Source organism: Pseudomonas sp. EA_35y_Pfl2_R5 (assembly GCF_963970805.1).
Lineage (GTDB): Bacteria > Pseudomonadota > Gammaproteobacteria > Pseudomonadales > Pseudomonadaceae > Aquipseudomonas.
The window spans coordinates 37393-61765 of the sequence record NZ_CAXAOW010000018.1; the positions used below are offsets into that span (position 1 = coordinate 37393).

19 protein-coding genes, 1 rRNA gene and 1 pseudogene are annotated in these 24373 nt (G+C 59.9%); 3 read left to right on the forward strand and 18 right to left on the reverse strand.

Going from position 1 to position 24373, the window contains the following annotated elements; all coding sequences use genetic code 11:
- Positions 1-31 precede the first annotated feature (31 nt).
- From AACX99_RS20165 to AACX99_RS20230, 14 genes and pseudogenes are all read right to left on the reverse strand, one after another.
- Entirely contained in the window at positions 32-463 is a 432-nt protein-coding gene (locus tag AACX99_RS20165; RefSeq protein ID WP_339414208.1) for a hypothetical protein, read from the reverse strand.
- An 85-nt stretch (positions 464-548) separates the two neighbouring features.
- Positions 549-665 (reverse strand): annotated as a pseudogene (locus tag AACX99_RS20170) (phage integrase); the annotation flags it as partial.
- 19 nt (positions 666-684) lie between these two features.
- Positions 685-1584: a DMT family transporter gene (locus tag AACX99_RS20175; RefSeq protein WP_339414209.1), complete on the reverse strand. Its 900-nt coding sequence runs from the start codon at positions 1582-1584 to the stop codon at positions 685-687.
- Positions 1585-1587: 3 nt separating this feature from the next.
- Positions 1588-2232 carry a carbonate dehydratase gene (can, locus tag AACX99_RS20180; RefSeq protein WP_339414210.1) on the reverse strand — a complete coding sequence of 215 codons (645 nt, stop codon included), beginning with the start codon at positions 2230-2232 and terminating at the stop codon, positions 1588-1590.
- Positions 2233-2319: 87 nt separating this feature from the next.
- Positions 2320-4230, reverse strand: coding sequence for a bifunctional metallophosphatase/5'-nucleotidase (locus AACX99_RS20185; protein WP_339414211.1), 1911 nt, complete (start codon positions 4228-4230; stop codon positions 2320-2322).
- Positions 4231-4364: 134 nt separating this feature from the next.
- A complete protein-coding gene (gene rimI, locus AACX99_RS20190; RefSeq protein WP_339414212.1) occupies positions 4365-4817 on the reverse strand; it encodes a ribosomal protein S18-alanine N-acetyltransferase in 453 nt (150 codons plus the stop codon).
- A 56-nt stretch (positions 4818-4873) separates the two neighbouring features.
- Positions 4874-5683: an energy transducer TonB gene (locus AACX99_RS20195; RefSeq protein WP_339414213.1), complete on the reverse strand. Its 810-nt coding sequence runs from the start codon at positions 5681-5683 to the stop codon at positions 4874-4876.
- Positions 5680-7227 (reverse strand): 2-isopropylmalate synthase, encoded by a 1548-nt coding sequence (locus tag AACX99_RS20200; RefSeq protein ID WP_339414214.1) that lies wholly within the window; start codon positions 7225-7227, stop codon positions 5680-5682. Before AACX99_RS20200 ends, AACX99_RS20195 begins: the two co-directional genes overlap by 4 nt.
- 346 nt (positions 7228-7573) lie before the next feature.
- Complete coding sequence (locus AACX99_RS20205) at positions 7574-8818, reverse strand: saccharopine dehydrogenase family protein (RefSeq protein WP_339414216.1); 1245 nt, start codon at positions 8816-8818, stop codon at positions 7574-7576.
- Between the two features lie 123 nt (positions 8819-8941).
- A complete protein-coding gene (locus AACX99_RS20210) occupies positions 8942-10039 on the reverse strand; it encodes a carboxynorspermidine decarboxylase (protein WP_339414217.1) in 1098 nt (365 codons plus the stop codon).
- 220 nt (positions 10040-10259) lie between these two features.
- Positions 10260-12581 (reverse strand): DUF6160 family protein, encoded by a 2322-nt coding sequence (locus AACX99_RS20215; protein WP_339414219.1) that lies wholly within the window; start codon positions 12579-12581, stop codon positions 10260-10262.
- An 11-nt stretch (positions 12582-12592) separates the two neighbouring features.
- Positions 12593-13138, reverse strand: coding sequence for a hypothetical protein (locus AACX99_RS20220; RefSeq protein WP_445261891.1), 546 nt, complete (start codon positions 13136-13138; stop codon positions 12593-12595).
- Positions 13139-13187: 49 nt separating this feature from the next.
- A complete protein-coding gene (locus tag AACX99_RS20225; protein WP_339414221.1) occupies positions 13188-14234 on the reverse strand; it encodes a hypothetical protein in 1047 nt (348 codons plus the stop codon).
- Positions 14235-14236: 2 nt separating this feature from the next.
- Complete coding sequence (locus AACX99_RS20230; RefSeq protein ID WP_339414222.1) at positions 14237-15292, reverse strand: DUF6160 family protein; 1056 nt, start codon at positions 15290-15292, stop codon at positions 14237-14239.
- A gap of 290 nt (positions 15293-15582) precedes the next feature.
- Between AACX99_RS20230 and mksB the strand changes: the two genes are divergently transcribed.
- Genes mksB through mksF form a run of 3 tightly spaced genes read left to right on the forward strand, consistent with a single transcriptional unit; the run spans position 15583 to position 20353 of the window.
- Complete coding sequence (gene mksB / locus AACX99_RS20235; RefSeq protein WP_339414223.1) at positions 15583-16830, forward strand: Mks condensin complex protein MksB; 1248 nt, start codon at positions 15583-15585, stop codon at positions 16828-16830.
- A complete protein-coding gene (gene mksE / locus AACX99_RS20240) occupies positions 16827-17522 on the forward strand; it encodes an Mks condensin complex protein MksE (RefSeq protein WP_339414224.1) in 696 nt (231 codons plus the stop codon). Before mksB ends, mksE begins: the two co-directional genes overlap by 4 nt.
- The gene (gene mksF / locus AACX99_RS20245) at positions 17519-20353 is read left to right on the forward strand and encodes an Mks condensin complex protein MksF (RefSeq protein ID WP_339414225.1); all 2835 of its coding nucleotides are present in this window, start codon (positions 17519-17521) and stop codon (positions 20351-20353) included. Before mksE ends, mksF begins: the two co-directional genes overlap by 4 nt.
- A gap of 51 nt (positions 20354-20404) precedes the next feature.
- On the opposite strand, the gene AACX99_RS20250 is transcribed toward mksF, so the two are convergent.
- The 4 genes from AACX99_RS20250 to rrf all read right to left on the reverse strand — a co-directional run bounded on the left by AACX99_RS20250 (position 20405) and on the right by rrf (position 24232).
- Positions 20405-22708: a PqiB family protein gene (locus AACX99_RS20250; protein ID WP_339414226.1), complete on the reverse strand. Its 2304-nt coding sequence runs from the start codon at positions 22706-22708 to the stop codon at positions 20405-20407.
- Positions 22701-23324, reverse strand: coding sequence for a paraquat-inducible protein A (locus tag AACX99_RS20255; protein WP_339414227.1), 624 nt, complete (start codon positions 23322-23324; stop codon positions 22701-22703). The genes AACX99_RS20250 and AACX99_RS20255 overlap by 8 nt, the downstream gene beginning before the upstream one ends.
- Complete coding sequence (locus tag AACX99_RS20260; protein ID WP_339414228.1) at positions 23311-23970, reverse strand: paraquat-inducible protein A; 660 nt, start codon at positions 23968-23970, stop codon at positions 23311-23313. Before AACX99_RS20260 ends, AACX99_RS20255 begins: the two co-directional genes overlap by 14 nt.
- Before the next feature lie 146 nt (positions 23971-24116).
- Positions 24117-24232: ribosomal RNA gene (gene rrf / locus AACX99_RS20265) — 5S ribosomal RNA — on the reverse strand.
- Between the last annotated feature and the right edge of the window lie 141 nt (positions 24233-24373).

Consider the following 24373-nt stretch of genomic DNA (forward strand, 5'->3'; position numbering starts at 1 on the left):
TGCAGGGTGAAAAAAGCCTAATTGCCAATGATTAAGCCCCACCAACGCCTTGATTTGGTTGCTCAGACTGAAGCTTCACCAGCTGTAGCTTCGCAAGCTCTAGCTGAACCCGCTGCATCTCATCTATGACAGGTTGAATTCGGCGGTGCCACTGCCAAAAACCGTACACCGATAGCCAAAAGCCAATGCCAGAAAAGAAAGCAATGACGTATCGATACATCTCTTTGCTCTGCAGGCCGATCTCAAGCAAACGCTCAAACATTGCAATCTTGGCCACAACAGAAGGGCTAGGCGTTTTCTGTTCTTTTAAAGTCTCAAGCTCAACATAGGAAGTGAAAACCAACTCGTTGGTAGACTGCGTCACGTAGATCAGAGCACCGCAGGCGAAGACAAAAAGTAGCAGGCCAAAAAGCGCATAAAACTTAAAAATGTTGTCGGTTGGTACGGGTATCCTGCTTTCCATAGAGCGCCCTAGATCTGATCCTGTAGAGGCAGGAGTATGGCGACTTAGCAAAGACGATGACAATGGGCGCTCGTTGTATGCCTGGCTACTCAATTGCGTGCCCACTTTGATGAAGCGGAGAAAGCCTCAAGGCCAACTCAAGATGATCAGGCGACAGGTGTGCATAGCGCATCGTCATGGTGAGGGAGGAATGCCCAAGGATTCACATCTGACATCTCCGCTTAACGACGCAGCTGCGTCCCCAGCAGCAAGCCCGTAAAGATCAGCGCGGCACCAAGCCAGTGGTAACTCTGCAAACCCTCCCCCAATAGCAGCCAACCTAATACGGCGGTAAACACCGGCATCAGGTAGTTGGAAAGCGCCGCCTTGGCGGCGCCGAGTACGCGGATGGCGTGGTTCCAGGCAAGATAGGCGAGCAGTGAGGCGAAGATGGCGGTGTAGCTGATGGCGGCCAAGTTCTCTGCCGTCAGGTTGAAGTGTGCGCCCCGAGCCAGCTCGTAGAGATAGAACGGCAAGATTAGTGGCACGCCCAGCAGCATCAGCACGCCAAGTAGAGCCAAGGGCGGGATCGGCAGCAGATAGCTGGCCCAACGCCGCAGCAGCAATGAGTAAAGCGCCCAGTCAGCCACCGCCAGCAGCATGATCAGATCGCCCTTGTTGAAGGCCAGGCCACTGAGGCTAGTCCAGCTGCCTTTGCTGATCAGCACCAGCAGTCCGCCTGCGGCCACGGCCATGCCCCACCAGGCGCGGCGCTGCGGCCACTCGCCGAGCAGCAGACCGGCACCGATAAAGGTCATCAGCGGCAGGCAGGTGTTGACCAGGGTGATATTGATCGCCGCTGTGGTTTGCGCGGCGGCGTACAGCAGGCTGTTGTAGCCCGCAACGCCGACGCCGGCGAGCACCAGTAAGCGCCAGCTGGCGGTACGCAGTGCAGCGCGGTGTTGCCACAGCGGCTTGACCACGAAGGGCAGCAACAGCACCAGAGCCAGGCTCCAGCGCCAGAATGACAGGGCGAACGGCGGGATTTCGCCGGCAAACGCCCGGGCTACCAGAGCATTACCGGACCAGCAAAGAGTGGCCAGCAGCAGACCGGCCAGCGCAACACGCACGGAGGATTGCATGCCTCAGCTCTGGCCGAGGGAGCGCAGGCGGTATTGCGGTGGCAGCTGCTCCATACCGCTGACGGTGACGTTGAGGTTTTTCCAGCGACCGTCCTTGATGCCATAGATGCAGCCATGCACTGCCAACGGCTGGCCACGATGCCAAGCGTTCTGCACGATGGTGGTGTGGCTGACGTTGGCCACCTGCTGGATCACGTTGAGTTCACACAGACGGTCGACCTGCTCATCCTCGCAGGGCAATTGCGCCAGGTGCTCACGATGTTCGTAGTACAGGTCGCGAATGCTACGCAGCCAGCCGTCGATCAGGCCGAACTGAGTATCTTGCATGGAGGCGCGCACGCCGCCGCAACCATAGTGGCCGGTGACCAGGATATGTTTGACCTTGAGCACATCGACCGCGTACTGGATCACCGACAGGCAGTTGAGGTCGGTATGCAGCACCACGTTGGCCACATTGCGGTGGACAAACAGGTCGCCCGGCAGCAGGCCGACAATCTCGTTGGCCGGCACCCGCGCATCGGAGCAGCCGATCCACAGATACTCGGGCACCTGCTGCTGGGCCAGTTTGGCGAAGAACTCGGGATCTTCTTCCTTGATCGCTTCGGCCCAACGCGCATTGTTGTCGAAGAGGTGCTGTAGATCGCTCATGCTTCACTCCCAAGTTCGTCGATGCGCACCATAGGAGCGCCACGGACTTTTGACAAGCACACGCGGCGCGCAATCACAGCAGTCAGCTCAAGCGCGGCGGCGACGCAACAACCAGAGAATCAGCAGCAGGCCCGCCAACAGCACCAGGCTCACGCCCCACTGCAACGGCCCCGCATAGCGGTACAACTCGGCCGGCTGCAGGCTGGAGGCACGCTGCATGCGTTGCTCGGCAGCGGCACCCTGGGTCGGGATATCGGCCAGGCCGTCGCCGTCCAGATCGGGCAGGCCGCGAATATGGTCGAGCAGGCCCTGCCACTCTTTATATTCCTGCACGCCGGGCTGCTGCGGATCGGCATCGATGATCGCGTCTTTGATCGCCGCCAGCGGCTGACCCTGGGCGTCCTTGGGTTGCACACTGAGCAGACCCTTGGTCAGGTCGCTGACCAGCCAGGTGAAACTGCCGACATAACTGGTGGCGCCGATGCTGTAGAACCGCTGGTCCGTCAGGTCCAGCGGTGTATAGCCCTTGATTGGATCGCCCAGCTCAATCCGGCTGACCCGGTCAAACGGCACGCGCCAGGGGTTGTAACTGAAGCGCAGGCCTGACACGCGCGGGTAATAGCTTTTGCTTTCCCGCACCTGATAGGCCAGCAACAGCACCTCGAGCAGGTTCTTCAACTCCTGCCCGCTGACATACACCTTGATCAGCGGATAACCCGGCGCATCATCCAGCTCGCCGACGCCCAGCGGAGCGATGCGGAACAGGTCGGACACCGTCTGCACGCCATAGCGGCCCATGATCATATTGTCGCGAATGGTGCCATTACCGGTAAACGACACATCACTGCCCGTCGCGTGGCGCAGCGCGTCGGTAACCAGATTGCCGAGAATCGGATCGTCATGGGCGCGGCTCAGGGTCTTGTCGACCTTGGCCAGCGGCTGGTCGAAGGTGTAACCCTTTGGCGCCAGCATCTGCGCGCTGACCACCTGCTTGAAGTCCTCGACCTGGGCAGTCACCGCAGCGCTGCCAGCAATCTGGTCATTAATCGGGTGCAGTTGATAATCGACAATCTGCGGTTTACCGTCCGCCGGCAGACGCATACGCAGCTCGCCCAGGTGCTGAATCTCCGAGCCGGCCTGCACCACTGGCGTGCGACCGCCCACCAGTAGCGGCTGCGCCAAGGCAGTGTGCGAGTGGCCGCCGACGACGATATCGATACCCGGTACCTGCTCGACCAGCTCGACCTCCTCACCGCGCCAGCTACCGTCCTCCTGCTGCACCACGCCCATATGCGAGAGCAGAATCACCACCTCAGCACCCTCCTCGCGCAACTTGGCGACCATGGCCTGGGCGGTCACGACTGGATCGGCAAACACCGCTGGTTTGATCATCGGGCTGACCGCCACGGCGTTGTTACCGAGCAGGCCAAACAGACCAAAACGAATGCCACCCTTGTCGATCAGTTTGTAGGGTGCAATGCGCCCAGCTTCGTAGTGCGCCTGCAGGCTGTCGTCTTCCTTGCGCACCGGGTCAAAGCCGAGATTGCTCGACAGCAGCGGCATCAGCGCATCGCCTTTGACCCGGTGCGCCGAACTGATCATCGCGGCCAAGCCTGCTGGGCGAAAATCAAACTCGTGATTGCCCAGGGTCGCAGCGTCATAGCCCAATTCGGTCATCAGACGCAGTTCGCCGCCGGTTTCGCGGGTCACGGTATGAAACAGCGTACCCATGCTGAAATCGCCACCATCGAGCAGCAGCACCGCTTGTTCACCGGCAGCTGCGCGGCGCTGCTCAAGCAAGGTGGCCAAGCGCGCGACACCGCCGACCGTGTCGTCATCGCCGATGGAGGCAGGGGAATATTCATTGTTCGGGCCAAAGCCGAGCAGGCGTGATTGCCAATCGTTGGTGTGCAGGATGGTAAAGCTGCGTTCAGCACTGAAGGCCTGAGCGGCGGTGAATAGGCAAAACACCGCAAGCAACGAAGCAGACAGGCGCATGACAAATCCTTAGGAGTGGGCCGAATATCGCTGCCGCAGGGCAGCGCGCGCCAGTATGCGACAAGCCCTGCGTCAGGTCAGCGGCGAATAGCGCCGTCAGCGGTAGCCAATCGTGTCAGCACCACGGCAAGAGTTTAATCGAACAACGGGCAGACCATCACCAGAGCGTCTTCACGGCCGCCGACGGCCGGGTAGTAGTCGCGGCGCCTGCCGACTTCGTTAAAGCCGTAGCGCTCGTACAGGCGGTACGCCACCTGATTGCTCGCCCGCACTTCCAAAAAGCAGTCATTGGCGCCCTGCAGCTGGGCCTTCTGCATCAGGTGTTCGAGCAGTTTCAAGCCCAGGCCACGGCCCTGGCTTTCCGCTTTGACGGTGATATTCAGCAGGTGCGCCTCATCCATGATGATCTGGATCACGCCATGCCCAACCTGCTGCTCGCCCTCGAACATCACCCAGCAGTTGTAGGAGGTCAGGCTGTCGGTAAAGATGCCGCGCGTCCAGGGATGGCTAAAGGCGGCGTATTCGATTTTCAGCACCGCATCGATGTCCGCCGCAGTCATCGGACGGAAGCTGATTGCATCACTCATTCAGGTTGACTCGGCAAGCAGTAGAACCACGACCAAGCGGCCGGGAAAAGGTGTATTCAATTGTTGGCCAACCAGCGCTGACGCACGCGGCGCATGGCCTGCCACAGCTCGCGCTTGCGCTCGGGCTCATCCATCAGCAACTCCAGGCCCGGCAGCGCCCAGGCAGCGCCCAGGCCTTCGATCTGCAGCTCACGGTTATAAGCCTCGGCATCAGCCTCACCCGCAAAGCGAATGGCGGGTAAGCCCACCAGCCACAGACAGCTGCACGGTTCCTGCTCTTCCAGCCGTGCGCCGATAAAGCTCTGCACATACTCCCGCGCTGCTTGCGGGCCCTGGTCGATCTGCCCGCGCACCAGCAGCGGCCAGCGCACTGGCTCACCGATCAGTTGCGGGCTGTCCGGCAGACCCGCAGCGCGCAGCAGATCCTTGAGTAGCAGGTAGGCGGGGTCGCGCCCTTGCAACGGCTCGCCAGTGGGCAGCTCGACCAGCACCGCACAGGCACCAGCACGCAGCAATTGCAGGGCAAAACGTGGCGGTGCCACGGGAGCAGCCTTAGGCTCAGCGCTCTCGGTTTCGGCATCGGCCTGCGCAGCGACGCTTTGCCGCGCCGCAACCGCTGGCCGTGGTATTTCAATTTTCGCCCGCACCACGGTCAGTTCTTCGGCTGCCGGCGGCAGGTACGCCGGCGCCGCCTCAGCCACCTGCTCGCGCTCCACTGGCGCTACAGACGGCTCGGGCTCAGCCGCAGCCTGAGCTTGCAGCAGCTCAGGCCGCGATGGCGCAGCAAAGGGCAGTTCCACCCGCGGCAGCCAGCTGGCTACCTGCATGGCACTCAGATAAGCGCGGCGGCGCAGCTCTTCGATCAAACGTCAGCTACCTGTGGATGGGCTTTCTGCCCGGCCTGCATCAGGTTGAGGGCGTTTATGTAGGCCTTAGCCGAGGCCACCAGGATATCGGTGTCGGCGCCGTTGCCGTTGACGATGCGACCGCCCTTCTCCAGGCGTACGGTGACCTCGCCCTGGGAATCGGTGCCCTTGGTGATGGCGTTAACCGAGTACAGCTGCAGCGTGGCCTCGGATACGGCAATCGACTCGATGGCTTTGAAGGTCGCATCCACCGGGCCGGAACCCTGGGCGCTGGCGGCCTGCTCGGCACCATCGACGCTAACCACCAGCTTAGCCTCCGGCACTTCGCCGGTTTTGCTCGCCACTTCCAGGGTCACCAGCTTGAAGTGTTCCGGGGCTTTCTCGGCGAGGGTGTCGGAGACCAGCGCTTGCAGATCCTCGTCAAAAATTTCGTGCTTCTTGTCGGCCAGGTCCTTGAAGCGGGCGAAGGCGGCGTTCAACTCGGACTCACCGGCCAATTGAATGCCCAACTCTTCCAGGCGCGAACGGAAGGCATTGCGCCCGGACAGTTTGCCCAGCGACAGCTTGTTGGTGTGCCAGCCCACCGACTGCGCCGACATAATCTCGTAGGTCTCGCGGTGCTTGAGCACGCCGTCCTGGTGGATGCCGGATTCGTGGGCGAAGGCGTTGGCGCCGACGATGGCCTTGTTCGGCTGCACTGGGAAGCCGGTGATGCCGGAGACCATGCGCGAGGTGCTGAGAATATGCGGGGTGTCGATGCGGGTATGCACACCGAGCAAATCCTGACGGGTCTTGATCGCCATGACGATCTCTTCCAGCGCGGCGTTACCCGCGCGCTCGCCGAGGCCGTTGATCGTGCACTCGACCTGCCGCGCGCCGGCGACCACTGCGGCCAGAGAGTTGGCCACGGCCAGGCCCAGATCGTTATGGCAATGCACGGAGAACACCGCCTTGTCGGCGTTGGGAATACGCTCGAGCAACTGGCGGATGGTGTCGGCGTACTGATGCGGAATGGCGTAGCCGACGGTGTCGGGAATATTGATGGTGCGCGCGCCGGCATCGATGGCCGCTTCGATGATGCGGCAGAGGAAATCGATCTCGGAACGGCCGGCGTCCTCGCAGGAAAACTCGACATCACTGCACAAATTGCGCGCGCGCTTGACCGCATGCACGGCCTGCTCAACCACCTGATCCGGCTGCATACGCAACTTGTGCTGCATATGGATCGGGCTGGTGGCGATAAAGGTGTGGATACGCCCGGAGTTGGCGCCTTTCAGCGCTTCGGCGGCGCGGTCGATATCAGCATCCAGCGCTCGCGACAGACTGCACACGGTGCTGTCCTTGATGGTATCGGCAATCGCCTTGACCGCAGCGAAGTCGCCCGGGCTGGCGATGGCGAAGCCGGCTTCGATCACATCGACACGCAAACGCTCCAGGGCCTTGGCGATGCGCAGCTTTTCTTCACCGGTCATCGACGCGCCGGGACTCTGCTCGCCATCACGCAGGGTGGTATCGAAAATAATGACGCGGTCGTTGCTGCTCATGCTGGTGTCCTCACGGAGTCGCCGGAGCACGCACCCGACGTTGGGGCGCGTGTCGATAAGGGTTGATTGTCGCGTGAAATGCCACGGGCGGGAAGCGTGGAGTCATCGACTCTGCCCCTAAGCCGACGGCGTCTACGCCAGAAACAAAACGCCCGCCAAATGGCGGGCGTTGGGCTGATTGAGCGAGCTAGAGTCCTGCAAGGTAAAAACAGGCGAAGAAGCGGAGTGTACTTTTGTACATGAGCATTACTCGCTCCGCTCGCCCTTGGGGCCGACCTAAAGGCCGTTCGGTGGCAAGCCACCGTCTGAGCCTGTTTTTAACGCAGCAGGGCCGACGCGCAGCCAATCAGAGGGCTTGATCCCAGGGACGGTCACCGTTGGCGTCCTTGATCCGGGTCGGCAGGCCCATCACATCCAGCAGCTTGAGGAACGGCTCGGCCGGCAACTCTTCAACGTTGGCCATGCGCGACACATCCCAATCACCACGCGCCACCAGCAGCGCCGCCGCGACCGGCGGTACACCCGCAGTGTAGGAGATGCCCTGGCTGTCGGTTTCTACATACGCATCTTTGTGGTCGGCAACGTTGTAGATAAACAGCTCGGCCGGTTTGCCATCCTTGGTGCCTTTGACCAGGTCACCGATGCAGGTCTTGCCGCTGTAGCCCGGCGCCAGCGAGGCTGGGTCCGGCAGTACGGCCTTGACCACTTTCAGTGGCACAACTTCGAGGCCTTCGGCGGTTTTTACCGGTTGCTCGGAGAGCAGGCCGAGGTTTTTCAGCACGGTAAACACATTGATGTAGTGCTCACCGAAGCTCATCCAGAAACGCACATTGGGTACGTTCAGGTGCTTGGACAGGGAATGCACTTCGTCATGCCCGGTCAGGTACAGATTCTGCTCGCCGACCACTGGCAGATCGTCGGTGCGTTTGACTTCAAACATGCTGTTGCTGGTCCACTGGCTGTTCTGCCAGCTCCAGACTTGGCCGGTGAATTCACGGAAATTGATTTCCGGGTCGAAATTGGTGGCGAAGTACTTGCCGTGGGAACCGGCGTTGACGTCGAGGATGTCGATCGACTCGATGCTGTCGAAGTACTGCTGCTGCGCCAGTGCAGCATAGGCATTGACCACGCCCGGGTCGAAACCGACGCCGAGGATGGCAGTTACGCCCTTGTCCTGGCATTCGGCCAGGTGCTTCCACTCATAGTTACCGTACCAAGGCGGCGTTTCGCAGACCTTGCCCGGTTCTTCGTGGATGGCGGTGTCGAGGTAGGCGGCGCCGGTATCGATGCAGGCGCGCAGCACCGACATATTGAGGAAGGCCGAACCCACGTTGATAACGATCTGCGATTCGGTTTCACGAATCAGCGTCTTGGTTGCTTCAATATCCAGCGCATTGAGGGCATAAGCCTGGATTTCGGCCGGCTGCTTCAAGCTGCCTTTGGCCTTTACGCTGTCGATGATGGCCTGGCATTTGGAGATGTTGCGCGACGCGATAGCAATACGACCGAGTTCATCGTTGTGCTGCGCGCACTTGTGGGCCACCACCTTGGCGACACCTCCTGCACCAATGATCAGAACATTCTTCTTCAATTGCTTCACCTCCTGGGTACTGCGTTATTAAAAACAGTTAGCTCGTAGGGTGGACGGCGCTTCATCCGTCCACCGTTCTGCGATCGCAATGGTGGACAAAAAGAGCGTTGTCCACCCTACCGGTCAGCTGAGGCTGGACAGGTAATCGTCAAAGCCAAACTCGCGTACCACCTCGACGCTACCGTCGAGTTGTTTCACCACGATGGACGGCATTTTCAGGCCGTTGAACCAGTTTTTCTTGACCATGGTGTAACCGGCCGCATCGATAAACGACAGTCGATCACCAATTTGCAGCGGCTTATCGAACTGGTATTCGCCGAAGATATCGCCAGCCAGGCAGGATTTGCCGCAGACCATATAGGTATGTTCGCCATCGTTCGGCGCCATCTTGGCATTCAGCCGGTAGATCAGCAGATCGAGCATATGCGCTTCGATGGAGCTATCGACCACAGCCAGATTTTTGCCGTTGTACAGCGTGTCGAGTACCGTGACTTCCAGCGAGGAACTCAGGGTGATTGCCGCCTCGCCGGGTTCCAGATACACCTGCACACCGAAGCGCTCGGAGAAGGCTTTAAGCCGCGCACAGAACTGATCCAGCGGATAGTCGTCGCCGGTGAAGTGAATACCTCCACCGAGGCTGACCCACTCGACCTGCTCAAGCAGGTGACCGAAGCGCTCTTCAATAGTGGTCAGCATCTGGTCGAACAGCTCGAAGCTGCCGTTCTCACAGTTGTTGTGGAACATAAAGCCGCTGACTTTATCCATCACCGCGGCGATCTTTTGCGGGTCCCACTCACCGAGGCGGCTGAATGGGCGCGCCGGGTCGGCCAGCAAGTAATCGGAGCTGCTCACCTGCGGGTTGACGCGCAGGCCACGCACCTTGCCGGCGGACGCCTCAGCAAAACGCTCAAGCTGGCCGATGGAGTTGAAGATGATCTTGTCGCAGTTGGCGAGCATCTCGGGGACTTCATCATCCGCCCAGGCCACGCTGTAGGCGTGGGTTTCACCGGCGAACTTCTGCCGACCGAGCTTGAGCTCGTACAGCGAGGACGAGGTGGTGCCGTCCATATACTGCTGCATCAGGTCGAACACCGACCAGGTGGCGAAGCACTTGAGCGCCAGCAGCGCCTTGGCACCGGAGTGTTCGCGCACATAAGCGATCTTCTCCAAATTGCCCAGCAGCTTCTGTTTGTCGATCAGGTAGTACGGCGTTTTGATCATTTCGGTGCCCCGTGCAAGGTCGGCCAACGGCGAGCAAAGACTGCTCCCCCCAAAAAGTGGAGGCGAATTGTGCCGATAACCGACACATATCGAAAGAGTAACGGGGATATTTCGTCGGCTCAGCGACCGCTGGCGACGCTTTCATGCAACCCGCGCGCGCCTCGCAACGGCAACCCAGCCGCTGGCAGAATGGCGGACGAGGATTACAGTGGCGTGACGCTTAGTTGATCGGCGTGGCCGTCAGGTTGGCGCGGATATCGGCGTTCTGCAGCTTGACCCCGTACATCGACGTCACGGCGCCGCCGGTGGGGTGAACGTGCTGAATCCGGTCGATATTCACTTCCTTGAAGTGCACCCGACCGTTGACCGCAAAGCCCAGTGGATCTGGACTCACCGGCGTACAGCCGGATGCAGTCTTGTTGCACACCTTGGTCGGCGCCACATCGAGGTTGAGGTCAACGTTGAAGCCATAGGCGTTTGCGTTCGGGTTGCTCGGGTTGCCGTCGGAGGTGTGGAAGTTATCCACCACCAGCTGACTGCCTGTGCCGTTCACCCCATTGACCCGCCCGGTTTCGATGATGATCTGGTTGCGCTTCTCGTTGTTCGATACGGCGTTGGCCGGATTGCCGGAACCGTCGCGCACGAAGACGTTCTTCAGCTTGACCGAAATCCCCTCGTCGCCACGATCCTCCCAGCGCCCGCCACTGGCCACACATGCCGCCGACGTGCCACCACTACCGCCGACGCACAATGCACCGGCACCGCCCGAGCTGATGGCGAGGGTCGAGCCCTGCTCATAACGTTTAAGCACCAAACGGCCAATGCTGCTGCCAGTCAGACGGTCGCCCCAGCGCACATCGCCAACATCCAGCTTCGACCAATAAGTCCCTTTGCGCAGCTCAACGCCGTTGTTGCTGATATCCAGCGAGCCCTCGCGGTAGTGCATTTCATAGCTGCTGCCCGACAGCCACAGGCCGCGGCCGTTTTCATCCACGGTGATCGCCGCATTGGCCTCGGTGATATAGAAGTCGGCGTTATAGCGCAGGCCATCACCGACGGCGCCACCGGCACGCAGGGTGACCTGGCCATTGAGGGTGAAATCGTAGGCCGGGAAGATTTCCATCAGCACCAGCAGCTCGGTGCCGCCCTGTAGCGGCGCATCGGCAGTGCCGACCCGCAGACCATCGAAGCTGTAGCTGCCGACAATATTCTTCAGCCCCAAACGCATGCCATCGAAGTGGCCGTTATAGCCGCCACTGTTTATGTCGCTGTTGGTTCCTGCATAGCAGCCGGCGCTAACACCGGCCGCGCAACTCTTGGTCAGGTCGAAAGTGAACTGGCCTGTGCCGTGGGTGCGCAAGCCGCTGAACCACATGGTGTTGCCGTTATCGGTCAGGGCCAGCGAGCTGTTGACCATATTCCAACTGAGGTCGGCGCTGATGCCCTTCTGCCCGGAGTTGGGGTCGCCGCCCGGACGCAGTTTCAACCAGTTCTGCCGCGCGCCCTGATCGAGAAAATTCAGCTCAACCGCCAGGCCGCCGAGCTTCTGATTGCTCGGGTTACCCATGATCAGACCGCCGAGGGTGGCGTTGAATTTGAGGTCCTGAAAGGCGATTTTGGCGTAGCTGCCAACGCCGTCCTGCTCCAGATCCAGGGTCAGTCCTGCGTTGCTGATCAAGTTGCCGGCGAAGTTCTCTGCACGCAGCACACCTTCGTCCTGATACTGGAACAGGCTGTTAGCGATGGTGATATTCGGTTTGATCCGCAGCCCCTCGCCGCTGGCCCCACCGCCGGCAATGCTGATGCTGCCACCCAGGCGCAGGTCCATATCCAGCTTGCCGAAGCTGCGCTGCGCATCGACATCGCGCAGATCAGGGCTGCCCGGCGTCACCGCCACACCTGGGGTCGGATCGCCATGGGCCAGGTCGAGGCCGATGCCAGCAATCGAGCCAACAAAGCGCGAGGTGCCGAGGTCCAGCTTAATCTCCTGGCCACTGCCGCCGCTGACGATATCCAGATAAGCGTTGTTCAGGTAGGTATCGAACGACAGGCCTTTAACGATCAGGTCAAAGCCATTGTCGCGGTAATAGAAGGTCGCCGCACTCAGCGACAGCTGGCTGTCGTCGACGCTGAAACCGCTGACGCCGCTGGCCCCGCCGCCGCTCAGCTTGAGACTGGCGCCCAGAGTAAAGAACGCGCGAAAGGCACCAAAGCTTTTGCTGCTGCCGGCCAGCTCGATGTTATCGATGCTTAGCACCTGAGCACTGCCGCTGTGCTGCACCTGCAGCTGATCACCGACCACATCGAGCGTGGTGGTCGAGCTGCTGCCGGCAACCTGCGGCGTGCTGCTGACGCCTTTCAGGCTGAGGGTCTGACCATCTTGGCTGTAATCCACACTGCCGGCCGACCAGCCTGCGCCTGTGGTTTGCAGGCTGATGCCATCGCGCCCGCTGACGGACGACAGCGCCTGATCATCCAGCGCCTGCATGGCCTGCGTCAGCGGACTCAGAAGTGCGAGCAACAACAGCGAATGACGGTGCATGGCCCTGCTCCTCAGTTCTGCGGAAAGATCAGCACGTTGCCCTGCATGCGGATGGTGCCGTCGATCTTCGCCGAGAAGATATTGGTCTGCTGATACGACGGATTCCCGCCATTGGCCACGCTCAGGGACTTGTTCTGCCAGCCGCCCTGGTTGGCCACACCAAAGGCAAAACTGCCGTCCTTGAACTTCACCTCGTTGGGCAGACCGAACTCCAGCACATCCTGATTAAAGGCTGCGCCATCACCGTTAAAGCCACTGTTGATGGTGCGCGTACGCAGGGTCAGGCCCTCAAAGCTGAACACGCCCTTGAGGTTGTCCAGCACATACCAGCCACCGTCGGCCTCGGAACGAATCGCCACACGCATGCCGCAGTTCTCCGGCGTACTGGCACCCGCCGTGGCGCAGCTGCGCTGGCCGGCCGTCCAAGTGCTGGGGGTGTTGTTAGCCGGCTTGCTCCACAGCACGCCGCCGTCCTTGTTGATACTGAACTCACCTGACAGATAAACCCCGCCCTGGCCATTCATGCTGCTCAGGGTGTCATCATCCAGCGCTTGCATCTCAGCAACGGCCGGCAAGGCAAACAGCGCAGCGAGGGCTAGCCAGGTTTTAGAGATCACGGCTGGTCACCTTCAGGTAGTTGATGCTGAGCCCCTGGATGGCGTTGTAGCCAAAGTTGTAGCCACCGGTTGAAAAGTTTCCTGTTCCGGCTTTGAGGTTGTCGATCACGATATTGGTGCGTGGAGCGTTAGCGTAGAAGTCACTGGCAATCGCATTACGTTCGGCTGCCGAGCGCGCGCTGCCGTTAGCGGCACGGCTCACCGGATTAGGCAGTTCCAGCACAAACTGGCCGTTACTGCTGACATCAAACAGCAACGGCTGGCTCTTGCCGTAACCCAGCGAAATATTGGCGTAGGCATTGCTCAGCGTGAGGGTGCGCGCAGTCTGCTCCTGGGCGGTGGTGCAATTGGCCGTACCGGCCGCGCAGGACATCAGCTGCAGGCTCTTGGCGAACAGATTCACCCGCGCCTCACCCACCAACTGCCCACGCGGGTCATCACCCCATAGCCGCAGGTAACTGCCGTCCATAACCAGTTCGCTGAAGTCAAGATTGATGATGTCGGTGCGCCCGGCGGCGACCTGGAAGTCGAAGCGAATACCCAAATCGACTCGCTCGGAAGCGCGGCTGGAGCAGTTGCTCCCAGCAGCCGCATAACCGCTGATACAGGCCTGCCCGCCAGCACCGGTCAAGCGTTCGGGAAACTTGAACTCCAGCACGCTGACACTGCTCGGCGTGGTCTGTACCCATTGGCCATCATCGCGCAGCGTGCGCAGAGTTTCCCCTTTGGCCAAAGTGATCTCAAACGGATGATCCAAACGACCAATATTTACCGGATTCAGGTTTGCACCTTTATTACTCCCGGTCGCCCCCAGGTAGAACTCTTTCACCGATATCGGCACGTTCTGCCCCGAAGCGTTGTTGATGTCATTGATGGTGATCACCGCACCTGAGGCATCCAGCAACACACCATCCAGCACAAATCCGAATCCTGCGCCCTGAACGGCGGAGAGTTCCTGGTCATCCAACGCCTGTAACTCCGCCTGGACAGCCCCAGACAGCAGCATCAACGCAGCAACAGCAGCCAGCGCGCGCATGATCAGCACCCCGCAGTGGCTGTGCCCAGACAGGTGTCCTGCCGGGGAATACCATTGAAAGCCTGCTCGAAGTCGATATTGATCGGGGCCACCATATTGCCGTTGGCATCACGGTACTTGGGCAGGTTCATAAAGGCCCCCTTCAAGGTATTGATCAGTGCATTGCTATCCATGTCACGCCAGGCCACATCCTGGGTTTGCATGGAAATAAAGAAGCCTTTGGCGGCGCCTTCAATCGCTGCAGTGGCGGCTGAGTCATTGACAGCCATATTGCCCACGGGCAACGATTGGAATTGCGATAACGAGAAACAGGTTTGGATACCCAGCAAAGCACAGCCGTTGGACTTAAGCAGGGCCAGCGCGGCATCAGAAATACCTGGCAAACAACCGCTGGTACAGTTCAGACCGTCGCCATTTTTGATCCCTGCCAGGCCGGCACGAACGGGGTCTGCAGCTCCGTTGGATGCCACCAATTGAGCATCAGCCTCTAGCACGCTGGAACGGTAAATCCCTCCCAGAAACAATGCCGCCTGCTGCAGACCATTAGCGCTGTTATACACAGCATCAGCCGTACCCTTGATATGAACAGGAATATTGCCTGTCAGACTCTGAATATCCCCGGACAACGTGCCTTTAGCCTCACCAAAACCAATTCGCACACCGACCACCTTGTTCCCCGAGTACGCCAGCTCGAGAAAAGGATTGGCGATTTTGAACGGGTTGATGGTGTCGTCGGCATTGACCGTGCCTAATGCAAAGTTATTGATCAGCAGGTCAGACGACCCTGCCGCCTCACCGGGACGAGTCACCGAATCGTTGTATTGCCCAAGCTGCAACTTCTTCATATTCAACTGGGTTTCGACATTCATGCCGAAGTTGATACGGGTGTAGTTGATCCCTGCGTTGCTATCCGTCGTCAGGTTGATAAAGGCCTGACCGGTCACCTCCGACAGCTCGCTGTCCTCCAGCTCCACCATTCTGGCGTGGGCGGTGCTGCTAATTAATCCAGCACAGATCAAGGCGAGCGCAGTTTTGGCAAAACCAAGGGTCGGACGCATGGCTGATTCCCTGTCGTTCTTATTTGAATGGCAGAGCCCTGCGGACTCCACGCCTTGATTAGCACTATAAAAAGCTGGCCGGCTAAACGTGCCGACCCATAGTCGAGAAATCCCCCGAAAATCCGCCTCGGCCCCACAGCAGAGCGCCACCACGCTGTTACCCATCACCACAACCAGGGTTACACGCGCGCAGGGAACTCCGAACAGACGATGACTGACACTCAAGCCTTGGCCACGGCTTGCAGTACAATCGGCGTTTTTTGCGAAAAGCCCGCGGAGCGGATGCCCCGATGATTGATCCCAAGCGCGTACTGCGCGCCCTTGCTGAACACTGGACGTTGCTGGAGCCGCTATGCGAACGCTTCGATGCGGGCACCCTGAGCCTGGTAGAGCTGCGTAACCAGCTCGGAGCTCAACTGCCAGAAGGCACGCCAACCGATGTCACCGCCCTGCTCGACCAGTGGATCCGCCTGGATATCCTGGTGCCGGTGGCCAAGAGCCCGAATCGCTTCGAGCTGAACGCGCAGATTCACGACTTCCTCGCTTACCTGCGCCGCGAACATCGCCTGGGCCTGTGCCTGGAAATCGAAGCTTATCTGCGCCATCTGGAGCGTCTGGCCGGCTATATCAAGGATGCCTTTGAGGTACGCGACGCCGCCGACTTGGCGCGTCAACTGCGTTTGCTCGATATGCGTGTGCGCGATGTGCTGAAGAAGCTGGCCAACGACGAGCAGGCCCTGGTCGCCGTGGCCGAGCGCGCCAAGACCTCAGATAGGCAAATCCCCCTGCGTCAGCGCTACGCCGAGGTGCTGGCTACCTGGGACGAATACGTTGAGCCGATGATCCAACTGGTGGCTGCCGACGGCGCCTTCGAGCAAGGCGTGTACCGCGTCGAACACGTGCTGCTGCGCCTGCTCGCCGAGCAACAACGCCTCGGCCAACTGGTCGACGACGATCTGCTGCTGCGCACCCATGCACGCATTCTGGAGATGCAGACGACCGCCCAGCTGACCCTGCGCCGCGCCCGTGAGTTGCTGCTGCCGCTACGTGAGGAAGCGCGCCGGCATAACGCCGTGACCCGTGGTGCGGCACTGGCTCTGGCGGCGATCCGTAAGAAGGGTTTGGACGCGGTGCCGCAGGCGTCACTGCCGTTGTTCAGCCGTCCGCAAAGCACTTTTCTCGGCACCGCCTCGCAGGTCGAGGCCTATGTATATGCCCTGGCCCGCTTCGAGCCCAAGCCGGCACAGTTCCCCAAGGCGCATGCCAGCCGCAAAGGCGAAGCGCCCCGCGCGCCACGCACGGCACGGGAGATGATCGAGCGCTGCGAACAAGCCCTGCCATTGCCGGACCTGATGATCTGGCTACTGGAACAGGAGCCCGAAGGCGCCACCGACGAATTGCTCTACTGGTTCTCGCGCCTGTCCCGCGATGGCCGTTTTCAGCGTGAGCGCCTGGAGCGCCGCGACTACCTCACCCGCGAGCATCAGGTCAGCCTGAGCTCCTTTGCCCTGATCAAGCCGGCCGGGACCACCGTATGAATATCGACCTGAAAGAACTGACCCAGCTCGCCCCGATCTTCCGTGAGCTGTTCAAGGGCTACCACATCAGCCGCAGCAACCCGGAGCTCTATACCCAACTGGCCGGCCAACAGGACCAGTACCGCGGCTTGTTCAAGGCGCTGGGCTATGAACTGACTTGCGACAGCCGGGGCTTCTACTATTTCGTCCCCGAGCAGATGGGCGCCCAGGTCAACAAGACCGCCCAGCGCCTGGCACTGTTCACCTTTATCCTCGTCGAGCACCTCGCCGATCAGGGCCGCGACCCCCTGGCCGTACTCGACGGCGGCAGCCTCGGTCGTGACGAACTGCCGGCTCTACTGGAGAAGTACCGCGACCTGTTCCTCCAGGCCGAAGTCACCACCGTTGAGGAGCTGGAAGAAAAGGTTATGCGCCGCCTGACCCAGCTGGGTTTTGCCAGCGAAGACAACGGCATCTACCGCTTTCTCGCGCCCATGCACCGCTTCCTCGATGTCTGCCTCTCCGTACAGCAAGACCGCGACCTGGCCGCCACCTTGCACAGTAGCCTGCCGCTGCCGACGCCGGTACTGCTCGATGATGAGGCCGAAGACGAAATCATCAGCCTCGCCGAGACAGATACTGATGAATCCGAAGAAGATGCCCTGGCCCGTGCCATGGCCGAAGAACGCGCCGCACAGGAGATAGACGCATGAGCCAGGAACGCTACGGCATCCGCCGCTTCGCCCTGCTGAACACCGCCGGCTACAGCCTGGGTCTGTTTCCTCTGGAAAACCCGCTGTCGGTTTACGGCGCCAACAACCTCGGCAAGTCCGCTTCAATCAACGCCCTGCAGTTCCCGATTCTCGCGCGCATGTCGGACATGAGCTTCGGCAAATACAGCCTGGAACAGTCGCGCAAGTTCTACTTCGCCAGCGACACCAGCTATATCCTCGTCGAAGTCGCCCTGCCCCACGGCCCGCACGTGATCGGCGTAGCCGGGCGCGGGCCGGGCGGCGGCTTCGGCCACCAGTTCTTCGCCTACCAGGGCGAACTGGACCTAGCCCATTACCAGAAAAACGGCACTTGCCTGCGTCAACGCGAGTTGTTCAACGCCCTGGAGCGCGAGGGCATCAAGGCCTATGAACTGAAACCCGAGGAACTGCGCCGCCTGCTGGTCGGCGGGCACACCTCGATCCCCCTGGACCTGACACTGATCCCGCTGCGCTCGACCAGCGAGCAGAGCCTGAAGACCTTCCGCGCGCTGTTTATCAATCTGCTGCATATGCGCGAGATCACCGCGGCCAAGCTTAAGCAGTTGTTCCTCGATGCTTTCGAGCACAGCCTGCGCTCGGGCAGCGTCGACTATATCGCCGCCACCGAAGAGGCGTTCCGCGATGTACGCCGGATGGAAAGCGACTATCAGGCATTAGTCACCGCCGGCCCCTTGATCGAAGCGCTGTCCGCTGGCGTGGCCCAGCGCGAACAGCTGCGCGGCAAACTGCACCGCCTCTCGCCACTGCTCGACTCCTTGCTCGGCACCTGGCAGGACTACGCCGGCGCACGCCGTGAGGAGCTGGTGATCCAGGCCGAACACTACCGCGGCGAACAGGACGGTCTGCAGCAGGAGCAACGCGGCGGCACTCAGGAACTGATGCGCATGGAGCGCGAAATCAGCGAAATCCAGCGCTGGCTCGGGGAGCTTTCGGTGCTGAAAAACCGCTTTGCCCTAGTCAACGACGCCAAGGTACTGGAAGAGCAGCTGTTGGCCGCCAAGGATGCCCATGACGAACTGGCCGGCGCACTCGCGCAGTCGCGGCAGTTCTCCGCCGAGGATCTGGATGAGCGCCTGCGCGATCTGGAAAAACGCCTGAAATCGGTCAAGCAACAGCTCGAACACGCCGACAACAACAGCTACTCACGCTTGCGCGAAGAGTTCAGCCAGCAGGACGTAGACCGCCTGATGCGCCTGTTTAACGGCCAATTGTTCAGCCTGCCGCTGGGTGAAAAAGGCATTCAGGTGGCCGACGGCGATGCCTGGGTCAAATCCCTGGAAGCCATTCTTGACGGTTTTAAAGGTGAGCATTTCGAAGTCCCAGGTCTGTCCATCGACCTCTCGCATATCGAGCCCCCTGCCCTGCAGGCCCTGGCTGACCGCGCGGCCCTGCGCGACCAGAAGGATCGCCTCGACCGCGAATACAAACAACTGAAAACCCAGCAGGCGGTAGCCTCCGACCGCGCCGCGAGCAAGGCACAGGCCGAGCAGTTCTACCAGGCCGTACTGGATGCGCAGAAAGCGCTGGAAGACTTCCGCAAGAGCCAGACGCTCTCCGTTGAGGAGACCGGCAAACTGGAGCAGCTGGCGCAGTTGGAGGCCGCTCAGGACGAACTCAAACGCGCCTCCGACGCCTTTACCGAGCGCGTGCAGCAGCTCTCCGCCAAGCTGCAACTGGTTGGCCGTCAATTGGCGGATCTGGAAGCCAAGGAGCGCACCCTAGAGGACGCCCTGCGCCGCCGCCAACTGCTACCGGCCGACCTGCCGTTCGGCACGCCGTTTACCGATCCAGTGGACGACTCGCTGGATAACCTGTTGCCGCTACTCAACGACTACCAGGACGCCTGGCAAGGTCTGCAACGGGTCGACGGGCAGATCGAGGCGCTGTATGCCCAGGTGCGCCTGAAAGGCGTGGCCAAGTTCGACAGCGAAGATGACGTCGAGCGCCGCCTACACCTGCTGGTCAACGCCTACGCCCACCGCCAGGATGAAGCCATCACCCTGGCCAAGGCGCGTCGCGCCGCCGTGACCGATATCGCGCGGACCCTGCGCAATATCCGCAGCGACTACGACAACCTGGAACACCAGCTGGCGTTGTTCAACCGCGAGATCAACAAGCGTCAGGTCTCCAACCTGGAGAGCTTTCGCATCGTCCTTGCGCCGAACAAGGAAGCGCTCAAGCATATCGACCAGATCATCCACAGCGCTGGCCAATACGAAGAGGGCGAAACCCTGTCGGTGTTCGATCTGCAGCAAAGCAGCGAACAAGACAGCAAGAACGAGGAAGCCAAGGAATACCTAGCGCGACTGGTAGCAGCCAACCATAACCAGTTGGGCCTGAAGGACCTGTTCGAGCTGGCCTTCGAGATCACCAAGGTGCATGGCCAGCCAGTGATCCACACCGATATCGATGGTGCAGCGTCGAACGGCACGACCATGACCATCAAGGCGCTGACCAACATGTACCTGTTGCTGCACCTGATGGACCGCGACCAGGCTGGCAAGGTGCGTTTGCCTTACTACCTGGACGAGGCGGCGGATATCGATGAGAAGAACCAACAGGCACTGATCGAAACCAGCCTGCAGTTGGGCTTTGTGCCGATCCTGGCGTCGGTGAAACCGCAGGTCTCGGCCCATGTGGCCATCGATCTGGAAGGCGGCAGCGGGCCGAATGGCATCTATATCGATGAAGCGGATTGGAAATATATCCAGCGTCGTGACAGCGCCAAGGCCAGCAGTTCTACACAAGTGACCGATACAGAGCCGGCGTGACATCCGGCTGAAAGCAAGAGGGCCGCTAATGCGGCCCTCTTGCTGTGTGGCTTAATTTTCCAAGGCTATCTTCGGTGCCCAGCGCAACCACTCATCCTTCACCTCGTCATACAAGGCAAAGGTCTGCCCTGGTTGCGCTGGCCCGCCCATCTCCGGATTATTCGGCGAGGCGAAGGCGATGCCGCCTTCAAGCAAGGCCTCCAGCGACTCGGTGCGCACCTTCACCCCGCTAAACAGCCCGGCATCTACCCCGATGCCACTGGCATTCCAGAAACGGCTACCACTACGTACCAACGGTGCATAGCGCGGCTCAATCAGGACATGAATCAGCACCCGATCCGAGGTCGGACCGAGTTCAAAATCGGTCACCTTACCCACTGGCACCTCACGGTAGCTGACCACCACACCCGGTTTGATCGAACCGCGCCGCGCCGCGCTCAGTACCAAACGCAACCCCTGCTCACGGGCGTTCTGCGTCGGGGCCGATTCGGCAGCAGTGAAATTCACTTGCGCCGCGCCAGGTTTGCTCGCTGGCCGAACCTCCAGATACTGCCCGCTGACCAGAGTTTCCAAGTTGGCCGCGCGGGTCAGGCTAACCTCGGGCTTGACTACCCAAAACTGCGTACCAACCCGGGCAATCTGCTGCGTCGCCTGGGTAATGCGCGCATACAGAATCACCGCCTGCAGATCATCCGTCAGCTCGATGCGCTCCACCTTGCCCACTTCCAGGCCCTTATAGCGAATCGCCGTACCCGGGCTTAGGCCGTCACCACTGGGGACGCGAATAGTCAGCTCAACACCTTTCTGCAATGCCATTTCCTGGCTGCTGTGCAGGCTGAAGCGCTCGACCCGCTTATTGCCTTTGGGGGCATTAGGGTTCGGTGTCTCAAAGGCGATACCGCCCGCAAGCAAGGTCTGTAATGACTCACTCTTGACCTCAACGCCCGACAACCCGCCCTTCAGCGTAATGCCGCTGGCATTCCAGAAGCGCGTGCTGCTGTTTACCAGATGCGCATGCTCAGGCTCGATGTGCACGCCAAAGGCCACCTGCTTGTCATCACGCGACAGCTGAAAACTCTGCACCGTACCGACTTTGACCTGCTTGAACAGGATCGGGCTACCTACCTCCAGAGAACCGCGTGTGTCGCTGAACAACACCAGATGCAAACCCGGCGCTGACAGGTCGAGCGGCGGGGCTTTGGCTCTGGCGACAAAATCACGTAGCGCAGGATTGCCGGCCTCACCTGGCCTGATGGCGATGTAATTGCCCTTAACCAACGCTTCCAGCCCGGTTATCCCCGCTAGGGAAATCGATGGTTTGACCACCCAGAAATCGGTGCCTTCAACCAGATAGTCTTCGGTGCGTGGGTCGAGCATCAATTCCACCCGTGCGCCACTGAGATCCTGATCAACCTTGAAGGTCTTCATATGACCGACCTGGATACCCTTGTACATCACCGGCGTGCGACCGGGCTCCAGGCCTTCAAACTCATGCAGCTTGAGCGATACGCGAATGCCGGCCTGTGCGCTGTCGAAGTCTTCATACAGGCGAAATGGCAGGCTCGGGTCAGTCGGCGGGCTATCTTTGCGGTGCTCAGGCGTAGCGAAGGCAATTCCGCCCGCGACAATGCTCGCCAAAGATTCGGTGCGTACTTTCACTCCAGATAAACCGGCATCGATAGAGACGCCGCTGGCATTCCAGAAACGCGTGTGTTTGCGCACCAGAGAGGCAAACTCGGGCTCAATAAACACCTTCACCTCAATCAGATTCTGCTCCTCAACCAAGGCATAACTTTTCACCCGGCCCACCTGGATCTGCTTGTAGAACACCGGGCTGTCACGATTGAGCGAGCCAAGTCGCTCGGCCTTGAGGGTCAGGTGCAAACCAGGCGCGGTGTCAGCCAAGGGTGGCGGCTCACTCAGCGCGGTGAATTTACGTGTAGGCTCGCCATCGCCAGGGCTGGCTGTGATGTAGTTACCCGACACCAGGGTTTCCAACCCGGTGATGCCTGCCAGCGAAACGCTCGGTTTGACCAGCCAGAAGCGAGTATTGGCACGCAGATGCTGCTCAACCCGCTTATCCATTTCCAGGGTCGCACGCACGCCACGCCGCTCGCCGCTGTCGTCCAGCTCCAGAGCCGTGACCTTGCCAATCGGCATGCCTTTGAAGATCACTTCAGTCTTGCCCGGCTGAATGCCATCACCGCTGGCGAACATCACCTGAATCTCGATACCTGCTTCGTTATAGGCACGCCAACCCAGCCAACCACCGATCAGTAGCGCAATCAGCGGCAATACCCAGATAGCCGACCAGTTCGAAGCAGGACGCGCTTTAGCCAATGGCAAATCATTCATGGTGGTCATCCGAGTCCGTGTTATCCCAAATCAAGCGGGGGTCAAAAGTTAAAGCAGCCAGCATGGTCAGCACCACCACACTGGCGAACGCGGTCGCGCCGTAGCCGGGAACAATACTCGCCAAACTGCCGAAGTTAACCACCGCCACCAGGATCGCGATGACAAAAATATCCAGCATCGACCAGCGCCCGATCCATTCAATAAAGCGGTACATCAACACGCGCTGACGCGCCGACATCGGTTGATGGCGCTGCACCGAATACAGCAGCAGGGCAATACCAACCAGCTTGAACGTCGGCACCGCAATACTGGCGATAAATACCACCGCGGCAATCGGCAGCATGCCGTAGTTCACCAACTCGATAACCCCCGAGATGATGGTGTCAGACTGGCCCTTGCCCAGCGAGTTGACCGTCATGATCGGCAGCAGGTTGGCCGGGATATACAGCACTGCCGCTGTCAGCAATAACGCCCAGGTACGCATCAGACTGTTGGGACGACGCGCATGCACATGCCCACCGCAGCGCGTGCAAAACTGCGAGCCCTGCTCGCTTTGTATTGGGTTGAGCTGGTGACATTCATGGCAAATCAACAACCCAGCATCAATCGCCCGCATGCGCATCCTCTCCCGACAAGGCTTCCCAGATCTGATGGGGCGACATTGTCACCTCCAACCAAACCTGAACCAGTAACAGCGCCACAAAACACAGCAGCCCCAGGCCAATGCTCAACTCGGCCAGATCGACCAGTTTCACAATCGCCACCAGGATGCCCATCAGGTAGACCTCAAGCATGCCCCACTCACGCATATGGTGATAAATGCGATAAAGCAGTAGGCCATAACCGCGGCCGATATCCAGGCGAATACTGAGCAGCACGGCAAACTGACACAACAGCTTGAGCAGTGGCACCGCCATGCTGCAAAGAAAGACCACCACGGCCACGCTCTGCATGCCGCTGTTATATAGACCGAGCACACCCGTCCAGACGGTATCCTCGGTCGCCTGCCCGAGCAGATTGAGTTGCATGATCGGCAAGAAGTTGGCTGGGATATACAACAGCAAAGCCGCAATCACCAGCGCCATGCTGCGGCGCACAACCTGCGTACGATGGGTGTACAGCTCATAGCCGCAGCGCGGGCATTCAACCCGCTCACCTGCCGCCGCGTCAGGCTTGCGCAACAGTAGATCGCATTCATGACAGGCAATCAGCTGCTTAAGCTCAAGCTCGGAAAGTGGTTCAGAGAGTGCCGGACCGGCCATAGAAGAACCCTGATAAAAGTGCGCCTAGGCATCATAGCCACGCGCTGTGTTCGTTGCCTATCAAAGGCTGCCCCTCAGCGCGTTAGTTTTTGCGACGCAAAGTAAAACCCCCGACCAGTTTCCTGATCGGGGGTTTTGGTGTAGGTGCTTGACGATGACCTACTCTCACATGGGGAAACCCCACACTACCATCGGCGATGCATCGTTTCACTACTGAGTTCGGGATGGGATCAGGTGGTTCCAATGCTCTATGGTCGTCAAGCGATTCAGCTGAGATGTCGTGCTGCTTGCGCGGCTCGCTACCTCGAATTGGGTATGTGATTTGGTTTGTAGTTGTGCAAATTTTCGGCTGTTGCAGTCTTCATAGAGACACACAAACATCAAATTGTTTGGGTGTTATATG